Genomic DNA, 11,661 nt, shown 5'->3' with positions numbered 1-11,661 from the left:
GTATTCATGAACCTGTAAGGATGCATTGATGAACACTTATAACGAAAACCTGCAAGAAACCGTCAACAAGACCCTTGCGGACTTGCTGGCGCAGCAGAACCTGTTGAAGTCCTCGCAGATCGCGAATGACTACAGCCTTTATTATGCGCAGGAGGCGCAAATATCGACGGACGACGCCCTGCATGACTTGAATCGCGTGCGGGATCTGAATACGCAGGTCAACGATCTGAGCGAACTGAATGAGAACGCTGTAAACACGTTGCTGCTTTCGGCAACGATGAGCAATACCGATATCAGTACCAGCACCACCAACATGGCAACTGCGGCGGCCAACGTGAACATTGCAGCCATCGCAATCAACGCTTTATCGTCGGGTATAGGTTCCGCCTTCAACAGCGCCTACGCATCGATGCTCGGCACTGACTTGTACAAGCATGTCCAGCAAGCCAACAGCCTGATCAACGAAGTTGCCAACGACGCCGAGGAAGTGTCGCGATGGGCCATGGAAACGTCCAGCAAGACGTCGGAGGTGGTGACGCAGGCCGTTCTGCAGCAAACCGCTGACGTCAAAGCGAGGATTGATGGTCTGCTGAAAATCACCCAGGCGGCTCTGGATACATCCAGCGCGCAGGTCACCGCAGCGAAGGCTGCGGCTGCCACCACCGTGCAGCAAGAGCGGCAGGTGGAGGGCGAGGTGCAGGATATCAACACTCAGCTGGATGCCAATCGTCTGGCCTACGACCGCACCAACCGCCAGCTGAATCTGGGGCTGCATATCCACGTTCATCACGACTCAAGTCTGTACGTATCGTTCGACGGCCTGCCCCCGTCAGCCCCGGTGTTTCGCGCTGAAAAAGTCATTGAAGGCTCGATTCCTGCAGCCGCTCCCGTCTATTTTCTGACACTGCTGCCCCAGGACCAGATGGCGACATTCTCGGTAGAGCAGGCTCAGCAACTGTTCATCACTAAACCCGAGGGCACGTTTCAGGAAGTCAAGGCCACCCGGGGCAAGCCGCTCAAGGTCGCACTTGAAGTGGATGTAAACAACGTTCGCGTGAAGCACGGCGCGCCTTACGTTGCCTATCTCTATATGGAGTTTTCGAAACAATACCGACACTTTATCGGCGACTTCTCGGACGTGCTTTCATCGCCCAGTGCGCCTTTTACACCGGCCATGCACCTGCCGCTGGCGACCGCGTCCACGCATGAAACCGTAGCACCGTTGAATGACGAAGGTTTGCTGACAACCTTGCATTTCACAGCGACCGGATTCAAGCGAGAACTCGCCGGGCTAGAGTTTCGCTGCATCCTGATTGAGGATGACCCTAAACATCGCATCGGTTTCATGCGTAGCCCCGATTTTCCGAAAGCGCCGATTTATTTCAACGTGGAGATCGCTCAGCAAGTGGCGCCGGCGAACTATACGACGGCTGAGCGGGTGGCAGGCAGCAAGCCAGGCAAGAAGAAAGCCAGTGATGTGATCAGCGAAGATGAGGTGCTTGAAGATATCGGCGAATCTATTGCCGAAGGCACTGTTCAGCATTACACCGTCGAGATCGACACCACCACCACAGACAACTTTGGAAACTTGCTCAGGCAGGGCGTTTCCTACCGTCCGTACATTCTGACCCTGGTCAACAGCGGCAACAACGAACACAGCGACGCCTACATAAGTGTGCTGTCGGACAAGCTCGACAGCTTGAAGCTGGAATCCCGCACCTCATCCTTGCGCTGATTTTTCTCATACAGGAAGTTATGAAATGACTATCGAACATCTCGCCTATGGCGTGGCAGTCAAAAAAAATGCCGACATCAAAAACCTGACGGAGCAGGTGCATCTGGCGCAAAACAGGGTCACCCAGCAACAAGCCATCGTCGACTCGCTGCAAGCCAAAGCCAATGCATTTACCACGCGTCTGGGGCAGGCCACCAATACTCAGGCAAGCACCCTGGCCAACTACAACCTGGCCAGGTCGGCGATGTACAGCGTTACCAGCCTGGAAAGCAATTTCAAAATAGCGCTGGGTCAGGCCAGGGCGGCGACGGAACACGCAGCTATGGTTTCGGAAAAAATGGCGAACCTGATAGGCAAGCTGATTTTTTCGGTTGAAATAATCAACAAGGTCACCCTGCTGATCAACAAGCAAAGGGTCTCGAATATCCAGATCCCCGCCAGCATGGCGACGTTCATGGCCAAAGCCACTAGTGACGCCAATAACGCCGTAGCGTTGACACTGACCGCACTGCAAAGCTGCTATGCCGCAGAGTCGACATTGCTGGACTCGCTAGGGGGAATCACGCTGGCCGCCAGACAGGCCGGCGATCTTGATGACAGCCCGCACGCAGGCGGGAAAGATCAGCCCGCTGCCAGCCCGGCAGAGGCATCGAGACTCAATCTATCGGCTCGCGGCAACGGTGTGGTGCAGTTACTCAAGCAGGCTCATGAAAATGCAGTGCTCAACTACAACAATGCGCTGACCAACAACGATGAGGTGGTCAACCAACTGACCCAGGCGCAGAGCCGACTGGCGTACTACCTCATGAAGCTGACCTCGAGCAAGTCGGGCCTCAACGCTGCGAATGCCGCAGCCTTGGCCGCGTAACCAGGGCAGGCCGCCGGCAGCGTTGATGCTCGCCGGCAAAGCGATCAGGGAGGTCATGTATGTCGAGAAAAAATTTCTATCGGGACAGCTATCTCAAAACCGGTTGGTTACCGATGCAACCGTTGACGCGAACCCTGGCCATTGGCGATGTCTGCCAAGTGCATCAAGGGCGTTTTCAGCCGTTGCTTAATATTGTCGAGGCGCAGTTGGTGGAGCGAGTGGCGGTCAGTCGAGCGCTTGAATTCGACCCGGTCGAGTGGCGTTTGAGCCGCGACGTCCAGCAAACGTTCTGCGAAACCTTGTGGGCCGAAGACGAGGAGGGTGAACACCGAGCCTATACCAAGCAGGTGCTGGAGTTTGCCCACAGTGGCAGTTTTGTGTTCAGCGCCGGAGCAGCACAGGCGCAGTTGCTGACCAACTGGCATGCCATCCGTGATGACGTCACCCTGAAGCTGACCCAGCTGCATTACAGCTTCAGAGAAGTGTATGTGATCACCGGGGTGGTGCAGGCCAGCGACTGGAGCCTGGCTGTGGCGAGCCAGTCCGGTGCCCGTCTGGACATGTCGGCAGCCATGGCTGGCGGTGATTGCCATGCCTTGCTCAGTCACGGTTCGGCGCGGGTTCAGCAGTCTCAGGGGATCGCCGATTATGAACAGTCCCGCGGGCAGGTCGCGTACTTCTTCAAGGCCAGGAAACTGATCCTCAGTGATGCAACCCACGATCACTATCTGACCCGTTTGCTGGACAACCCGGCGCGCCTGCCAGCGTCCGAACTCGCTCACTGGCTCAACGCGCCACTGCTGAATCTGGTCAAGGCCAACGAGCTGAACCTCAACACCAGTATCGACTTCTTTGCCTGGGCCGACCTGAGCCTTGATGACGTCGAGCGTCTGAGCGGTTAACCAACGGAACCGAGCCATGCCCGAGCACACGCAGAACCTCAACGCCCTGTACCGGGAACTGGACTGGCTGAGTTCGATCATCAGACAGGTGGTGGCTTGCTATCTGAAACAGGATGGCCATGAAGCCCTGCGCGAGGAAATCCTGCCGCCTGATCTGGAGCCTGAACAGAGCATTTACGCGCAACAGGTACTGGCCTGGCAGCTCGGCACCCATGAGCGCCTGACCCTGGCTTTGGCGCTGGCTCCGCATTTGCGGCCTGATGCCCTGGATACGTTTTTCGGGATCAATGCCTTGACCGGGCGCAGTTTCAGCGAGTTCGGTGGCCTTACCGGGCAGAGCTTCAATGGCTTCCTGCCAACCGGACAGACGCTGGTGTTTCTGCTCAGCGCCAACCAGCCTGTCAGGCGCCTGGACGCGCTGCGAATTCTGGCTCCGCAGCATCGGTTCGCTGCCGAGCAGCTGATCGGCCTCGAACGCAGCGACGACAAACAGCCGCCGCTGTCGGGGGTACTGAGCCTGTCGGAGCAGTGGCTGCATTATTTATTGACCGGCGAACAGGTACGGCCGGAGCTGAGCCCGGCATTTCCCGCCAGCCCGATCAGCACACCGCTGAACTGGAAAGACCTGGTGCTGGATTACAACGTGCGTGCGCAAGTGGAAGAAATCCGTGCGTGGCTTGCCCATGGCCAGACACTGATGCAGGACTGGGGGCTGGCGAACAAGGTCAAACCGGGTTTCCGTACAGTGTTTTATGGCCCGCCCGGCACCGGCAAAACCCTCACCGCCGCCCTGTTGGGCAAGACCAGCGGGCGCGAGGTGTACCGCGTCGATCTGTCGATGGTGGTTTCCAAATACATCGGCGAAACCGAAAAAAACCTCGGCAAGGTGTTCGATGCTGCCAGCTATAAAGACTGGATTCTGTTCTTCGACGAAGCCGATGCGCTGTTTGGCAAGCGCACGGCAGCCTCGACCTCCAACGACCGCCACGCCAACCAGCAAACCGGTTACCTGCTGCAGCGTATCGAAGACTTTCCCGGCACCGTGATCCTGGCCACCAACCTCAAGTCGAACATGGACGAAGCGTTCACCCGGCGCTTTCAGTCCATGGTCCACTTCACCATGCCTTCGGAGGCGCAACGTTTACAACTGTGGGAAAACGCCTTCGACGGCATCTGCGAACTGGAAGCTGATGTCGACCTCCGGCAACTGGCCCGGCATCACGAGCTGGCGGGTGGAGCGATCATCAACGTGCTGCGCCACTGCGCGCTCAGCGCCATCAGCCGTAATAGCCGCTGCGTGGGCCACGGCGACCTGATTGAAGGCATCAAACGCGAACTGCGCAAAGACAACAAGACCGTGCAAATCAGGAGCCATGCCTCATGAGCGAACTCGCCCCCCCAAGCAAGAAAAGCGCCGACAGCGCAGCCCCTGCAGCTACCCAGCAACGCCAGAGCGCTGCGGTGTTACAGGACAATCGCACATCACCCGTCCAGGCCAAAGCAGCCCCGACACCCAATCGCACCGGCATGCCCGACCCGCTCAAAAACGGTATCGAACACCTGTCTGGCATGAACATGGACCACGTGCGCGTTCACTTCAACTCCGACAAACCCGCACAATTGAACGCCCATGCCTACGCCCAGGGCAGCCAGATCCACCTGGCACCTGGGCAGGAAAAGCACTTGCCGCATGAGGCTTGGCATGTGGTGCAGCAGGCACAGGGGCGGGTAAGGCCTACGATGCAGATGAAGGGCGGCGTGAATATCAATGATGATGGGGGATTGGAGCGGGAGGCGGATGTGATGGGGGGAAGGGTTTTGCAGCAGAAGGTTAAATCAGAAAAGAACAATCTGTTTTTCAACGCGGCGTCAGGGCCGACTATTGTTCAACGTGTGGTGACTGAAGGGGAATTAAACTTTGAGCAGCTAGTAGCGGAATATAATTTTTCTCCGACAGAAACAGCTATTCTTGCTGCCTGGGAAGCATCCCCCACGCTTCATCATTTTGAAAGTGGTAAAGTTTTCAACGCACTTAAAGCCGCAGAAATTGAAACGAAAAGAGTTGCTAGTGAGGAGGGGGAGGGCAAACTCTTTAGCCAGAATAATCACAAGTTTTCGACACAGGCACCAGATAGACTGCCTACCCTTTATTTTAATACGGAAGGTCATGCTAAAAGTGGACGTCTCAGGCAACAGCACTCGAGCGGGCCGCTTGCAAAAATCAATAATGATGGGCATGTCGATTATTTTTTTGAAAATCAAGCAGATTCGGAAAAGTTCCGCAGTGATCTGAAATCAACAAAGGATAAGAAAAGTATTGTCGAGAATCTTTCGTCTTATAACGGAGGGCTGCAGGCGAAGGCTGGTTATTTTCACGTAGAAACAAGTAACGGGAAGAACGGCAGGCCGCATGGTATTACTCATCGGTCGGGTGGAGTAGTGGTCATGGATGGAGGGAGTCACAGTGATCAGGTAATAGATAAGATTCATGGCCAGATTACGGGGGAAATTCATTGAGTATGGCGTTACAACGGGGGCTGGAAAATCCCTCCCACTCTGCGCGCATTCAATCACCGCCCTACTGGTCTTTCATTCATCCAGCAGAAGCGGCCCCCTCCGATCAATCAAAACCTCACCTGCCCCGAAAAACATTCGACTCCGGCTTCTCATAAAACACCGTCTCACCCGGTGTCCTGTCCATCACATCAATCAACTTAAGCCAGGTATCCAGATCATCGGTGCTGACCTTCGTATCGCGCTTGTCCTTCTTCCAGAGGTTATCCAGCAAGTCGAAAAAGCCTTGGTCATTCAGAATAAACTCGGCGGCAGCTTTTTCCTTCTCGTTGCCACTACTCAGAATCTTCTCGAAGTCTTTCTTGCTGACGATATCGTCCTTGCCGTTCCACTCGTCCCACTTTTCACGGAGGGTTTCGATTTCTTCCTTGTGCGCGTCGTAATACGCCTTGTTGTAAACGTCCATGGGCAAGCCGTTGGTGTTCTCGCCGACGATGCCGTTTTTGTCCTTGTGCGAGCTTTCGTCCAGACGAATCATTGACGAGCCTTGGTCCTGCGGGGTTTCCTGGAAGTGTTTCCACTCTTCGGTCTGGTAATCAAAGATGCTCTGGTCCGTCGGTGCATCCCGGCCTTCGTATTCGTAGAAGCTGTAGCGCCCGTATTCCAGTTTGTCGCCCCAGTCGTCCTGCGCGAAGCCCAGTTCGGCCTGGTCCTTGAACCACTGGCCTTCCTTATCGGTCGCCTTTTGTTTCTTCTGATGATCGACGAACACGCTGATGATGCCGGTGATGATCCCGAGACCTGCGGTCACCAGGAACAACGGTGCGGTTGCACCGGCGAGGGCACCGATAGTGCCAATCAAACCCGCAGTTCCGATGACGCCCGCGGCAGTGCCCGCAACGCCTGAGACGATCTGCAGGCTGCCGTTGGCTATCTCCAGGTCGTTGCCGGTCTTGATGCCATTCTTGATTGAAATCCCGCCCATGACGATATCGGCGATGCTCATGATGTCCGGCGCTACGCCGAGGACTTTGACCACCGAACCCGCGACTCGCGCACCCACGCCGGGGACTTTCGGTGCGTCTGCACCGCCTATGCCGTCAATATTTTCCGCGATGCTCCCGGCATCTATCAAGCTGGCCCCGCTGCTGCCCGGCAAGGGGGTGTTGATGGCTTGATTCAACGAGGTTCGCATACCCTCGAGCACATCATCGGCGGGAGGCGGGCGATTGTCGTGCTCGAACATGACATTGATCGAGTCACGGTCCAGGTCGGCATCGCCAAGCGCATCCCCCAGGTTGACCCGCTCATTGTCTGCCGGCACGGGCTGGCCGTTGCGCTGTAGCTGGTCTTCGATACCGGCGGCGAAAGCTTCTCGACTGGGCGGGGCTATGTCTCGGTCGATGAAGTATTCGACGGCGTCCTCGTAAAGCGATGAGACCGCATCCGTGTAGATTGAATTTCCCGAACTTGTGGTCGATGCGGGGGCCGGTATGTTGGCGGCGCGTTCCACGTCCGTCGCCAGTGCTTGTACATCGTCTGCGGCCAGCGGCGGTTGGTTGTTCGCCGAGCGTTGGCTGTTAATACTCGCGGCGACGTTTTCCTGGCTGATGTTGAGGTTCAGATCTCTGGAGAGTTCGCTCAGGCTGCGATAGCTCGCGTAGTCATCCGGTGGCTGGCCGCCTGCCCGTACGACCATGTCATCAAGCAATTCGCGTCCGGCACCTTCTTCCAGGCCGCCCACATTGTTGACGTCATGCATCAGGCTGACCTGATCGATAACGTTGCCGGCGCCATTGCCGGCGTTGATGTTGGCCAGCTCATAGACGTTGGCCAGCCGGTTTTCCAGGCCGTCCGCAACATCGGGCACTTTGTTCTCGGCCTGCGCCTTGTCGATCTTGTCGCCCCAAAGACCTTCCTTGCCCCAGATTTCCGGAATGGATTTGCTCAACCCGAGCAACTCCGCAGTATTGGTGCCGGTCATCAAATCAAAGATGCCAGTCTTTTCAAACTGCGCGCCGGAGCCCAGGAAGGTAATGAAGTCCTTGGCGATAGCCAGACGCTCCAGCGGATCGTCCGCGAGCTGGCCGTTCTTGGCCGTCAACATGTAAATGGCGCCACCGAGCGAGGTAAAGCCCGCAGCGGTGCCGAATACGCCGCTCTGGTTAAGTTTGCCGATGGCTTTCTTGAAGCCTTCCTTGTCTTCGGCACCCACGTATTTGCCTGCCAGGCTTTCCTCGAACTGCGCCTGGGTTATTTCGCCTGATTTGACCTTGTCCATCTGGTCCGAAAAATCGCTGAGCTTGGTTTTGTCCTGTAGCAGCTCGTTGATGAACTTCTCGATCGTGTCCTGGGTACGGCGCGGGATATCCGCCATGCCTTTGATGCCCTGCTTGAGTGCAGAGAAAATGTCCTTCAGGGCCAGTTCTTTATATTCGTCCGGGATGCCGCCGGGGTCGGCCATCAACTTGTCGACTTCAGCCATCACGCTGTTTTTCTGCAGCTCATTCTGAGCGTCTTTCGCCAACTGCGGATCGAGAAGTTCCAGACTGGAAAGCAGGCGGGCTACATCGGATTGTCCTTCGGACTTTTTACCGGCCTTATCCAGATCAGCGAGGTAGTCGACAAACTCGCTGCTGACCAACTTGTCATGCAGATCCTTGGCCAACGCCTCCTTATCGCCACCGCTGACTTTCTCGATGGCCGCGTCTATCTCGGCCTGATATTCCTTGCCGATCTTGTTTTTCTCGCCATTGCCATTGGCAAACAGCTCCGTTAACGCTTTATCGATGTTATTGCCGTTGAGGATGTCCTGCATGTCAGCGTCGGTCAGGGTTTCGCCTTCGCTGTCGAACCTGCGCCAAGACTCGGCGCCGCGAGGTTCTTCGATATAAGGCGTGATGGTTCGTCCACTCTCCATGCCGGCCTTGGCCTGAATCGCCATGACCAGTTTGTAGACGTCGCTGTTCTTGTCGACTTTCTTGTCGTCGACCAGCTTCTGGTACTTGTCCATCAGGTTTTTGGTGGCCAGTTCGACCACAGTCAGGTCTTCGGAATTCTTGTCCTTTTCGTCGGACTTCACGCCTGTGGGTTTGCTGAGAATGTCCAGTTCGTCGAGATTGCCCAGGCCGTGTTCGTCACGGATTTTCTGGACGTCGCCCTGTACCCCGGAACTGCTCTTGTCGGCGACCCGGTCGTACAGTTCCTTGTTCTGGAATTCGGAGACCACATACTTCTTGCCATCGCGGCTCTCGAACTCGATCACGCCGTTACCCAGTTCATCCTTGGTACCAGCCCTGATGATGTCGTGGTCTGCAACATAGACATTCTCGTCTGCCACTTCACGTCCTTCATTGCCGGCGCGGTTCTCTACGGTCACCCGAGAAAGGCCCATTTGCTGCGCGGCAGCAAACAGCTGTGGTGTCAGGGCCTTGGAAATGGTGACCTTTTCGCCATCATGTTTGACGTAGGTAATGACTTCGGCTGTTTCCAGCTGACCCTGCCATTCAAAGTTCTTGATATCGCCCCAGGCAGGTAGCTCGGTGTTTCGATCTGCGACGGCAGTCCCGTCGGCGAGGGCTTTTTCGACCAGCGATTTCTGTGCCGGAGACTGGCTCAGGTCATCGAGTTGTTTAAGAAACTGATACAACTTCGGATTGGTCGAGGCTGCGACCACAACGCCTTGCCCATCGCGCTCGTAACGCATGTCGCCTTTGTCCGTGACCGAAACAGTGGTGCCTTCAATGGGCGGCCATTGCTCGTTGTCGGTTGCGGTACGGTCGGGGTTTTTCTGCTCGGTGCTTTTGGCAGAGACGATGCTGCGCTTCAGTTTCGACTCGAAATCGACAAGGCCTTCGCGGGGCAGGGCGTCGTTTTTGGGCGTGATGTTCATGAGCGCCTCGTAAGGTAAGGCGAGCCTTGAAAGGCAAGGCCGCAAGAAAGCGAAAAAAGGACTTCGCCGATTCTTACTGTGAACACCTGCAAATCGTTGTGAAAAGTTGTGAAACGTTGTGATAGTGGTTGGCGCGATAATGCCTTTGTCATGGCTGTTCAGGTGAGCCGGGATGCGGGCTGACATCTGCTTTGGGGAGTCGTCCGGGCAGGTTTGCAGCTGTCCCGATAACCAATGTCAGAATGGCCCTGAGTTCCCGAACCCGTGGCTCGGAATCCAAGGGCCTGAATGGATGGTCCCGCTCAGCTTTGAGGAGCGCCAAGCGCTACCGTCGCTTGCCACTTCTGTACGCTGGGCCTTTCCTGCATGCTTTGATGCCATGCCCGAAGGGCTTCACATTCATCAGGTACGGGAAGTTCGACCAGCGAGGCGAAAATCATGCCGCCGAAGACTGCGATATCAGCCATGGAGAAGTGTTCTCCCGCAACAAACGCGCTGTTTTTCAGAACACTATCGAAGTAGTGCATTCCCCGGACTGCCTTGTCGCGCATGCGATTGCCCCACTCGGCGTTCTGACAAATCTCCACCTGTGGCCCTAGTCCAGGCGTTGCGTGGTGGAAGTAAGCGCTGACCGCGTCGAGAAACTCTATTTCAGCTCGCTTGGTCATCATATGGATAAGACCTTTCTCCAGAGCCGTTCGCCCCGTGAGTACAGGGTCACCGTTGAGCGCGTCGAGATACTGAGTGATTGCTGTGCACTCGGCAATCAGCGTGCCGTCCTCCAGTTCCAACACAGGCAGCGTCCCGGAGTAGTTGATGGCCAGAAACTCGGGTTTCTTGTGCTCGCCTGTCCAGAGATTTATCGATACGAATTCTATTCGCGGTAGCAGATCCTTTTCTGCTAACGCAATCCGCACACGTGCGGGGTAGGGGCCATTGAACCAGTCGTGGATCTTCATCATCGGAACGTCGGCTGTATCGAGGTGCTGATTTGATGTTGTCATGGAATTTATCTGCCTGTCAGTTGGTAGGTAAGTGAGTAAAGCATCTGCTCATGCTTCTCCCGTGTCAATCCCTGTCTACCAGTTGGCAGGTTGGTGTCGGTGCCGGTAGAATCCTCTTTGTCGGTTTTGTAGTCAGTAGTCAGAGGTAACATGATGGGGAACGCCCGAGAGGCAATTCTGGAAGCTGCGAAAGTGGCAGCGCAAAGGCACGGATACAGCGGCATTAATTTCCGAAGCATCGGGGAAGCGGTCGGGGTCAAAAACGCGAGCATCTATTACCACTTCCCGAGCAAGGCCGACCTTGGTGCTGCAGTCGCTGAACGCTACTGGCAGGACACCGCGAAGGCCTTGCAGGAGATAAATGAGTCGAACGCTGATCCTGTTCGTCGCTTGGAAACCTACCCGTCTATCTTTCGAATATCACTGGAAGATGGCTACAGGCTTTGCCTCTCCAGTTTCATGGCTGCGGAATACGAAGACTTGCCAGAAGAGGTCAAGCATGAGGTAAGGGCGTTCGCCGACATCAATGTGAAGTGGCTGACGCAAGTGCTGGCAGACGTAGGGCTGGGCAGCCTGGAACATTGCGAGAGGCGGGCCAGCGCTATCTACACCGCTGTTGCGGGTGCGCAATTGATTGCCCGGACTCGACTGGACATTGGTCTGTTTGACGAGCTGATACTGAGCTACCGTGAAGCCGGACTGATTCCGGCCTCGCCAGCGTGACTACCATTTTCCCGCACGCTGGC

General features: G+C 56.0%; 8 protein-coding genes. 6 read left to right on the top strand and 2 right to left on the bottom strand.

All coding sequences use genetic code 11. The annotated features are described in order from the left end of the window. Positions 1 to 28 precede the first annotated feature (28 nt). The 5 genes from I9H07_RS17375 to I9H07_RS17355 are packed head-to-tail and all read left to right on the top strand — an operon-like array spanning position 29 to position 6,022. The gene (locus I9H07_RS17375; protein ID WP_058824144.1) at positions 29 to 1,735 is read left to right on the top strand and encodes a hypothetical protein; all 1,707 of its coding nucleotides are present in this window, start codon (positions 29 to 31) and stop codon (positions 1,733 to 1,735) included. A gap of 25 nt (positions 1,736 to 1,760) precedes the next feature. Beyond that, positions 1,761 to 2,603, top strand: coding sequence for a hypothetical protein (locus I9H07_RS17370; protein WP_236425007.1), 843 nt, complete (start codon positions 1,761 to 1,763; stop codon positions 2,601 to 2,603). Positions 2,604 to 2,662: 59 nt separating this feature from the next. Next, positions 2,663 to 3,505: a hypothetical protein gene (locus tag I9H07_RS17365; RefSeq protein WP_236425004.1), complete on the top strand. Its 843-nt coding sequence runs from the start codon at positions 2,663 to 2,665 to the stop codon at positions 3,503 to 3,505. 16 nt (positions 3,506 to 3,521) lie between these two features. Next, on the top strand, positions 3,522 to 4,889 hold the full coding sequence (locus I9H07_RS17360; protein WP_236425002.1) for an ATP-binding protein: 1,368 nt from the start codon (positions 3,522 to 3,524) through the stop codon (positions 4,887 to 4,889). After that, positions 4,886 to 6,022 (top strand): eCIS core domain-containing protein, encoded by a 1,137-nt coding sequence (locus I9H07_RS17355; RefSeq protein WP_236425000.1) that lies wholly within the window; start codon positions 4,886 to 4,888, stop codon positions 6,020 to 6,022. The genes I9H07_RS17360 and I9H07_RS17355 overlap by 4 nt, the downstream gene beginning before the upstream one ends. A 115-nt stretch (positions 6,023 to 6,137) precedes the next feature. Here I9H07_RS17355 and I9H07_RS17350 read toward each other — a convergent pair whose 3' ends face one another. Both I9H07_RS17350 and I9H07_RS17345 read right to left on the bottom strand, forming a co-directional pair. Beyond that, entirely contained in the window at positions 6,138 to 9,911 is a 3,774-nt protein-coding gene (locus tag I9H07_RS17350) for a hypothetical protein (RefSeq protein WP_236424998.1), read from the bottom strand. A 302-nt stretch (positions 9,912 to 10,213) separates the two neighbouring features. Next, a complete protein-coding gene (locus I9H07_RS17345; RefSeq protein WP_058824142.1) occupies positions 10,214 to 10,915 on the bottom strand; it encodes a glutathione S-transferase in 702 nt (233 codons plus the stop codon). 150 nt (positions 10,916 to 11,065) lie between these two features. Here I9H07_RS17345 and I9H07_RS17340 point away from each other — a divergent pair, with 150 nt between their 5' ends. Beyond that, positions 11,066 to 11,638: a TetR/AcrR family transcriptional regulator gene (locus I9H07_RS17340; RefSeq protein WP_024674787.1), complete on the top strand. Its 573-nt coding sequence runs from the start codon at positions 11,066 to 11,068 to the stop codon at positions 11,636 to 11,638. The last annotated feature ends 23 nt before the right edge of the window (positions 11,639 to 11,661 follow it).

The sequence above is a fragment of the Pseudomonas syringae genome (assembly GCF_023278085.1).
In the GTDB taxonomy this organism is placed as follows: Bacteria; Pseudomonadota; Gammaproteobacteria; order Pseudomonadales; family Pseudomonadaceae; genus Aquipseudomonas; species Aquipseudomonas syringae_Q.
Note: the sequence above shows the minus strand (reverse complement) of the source record. Positions and strands in the feature narration are given on the sequence as shown.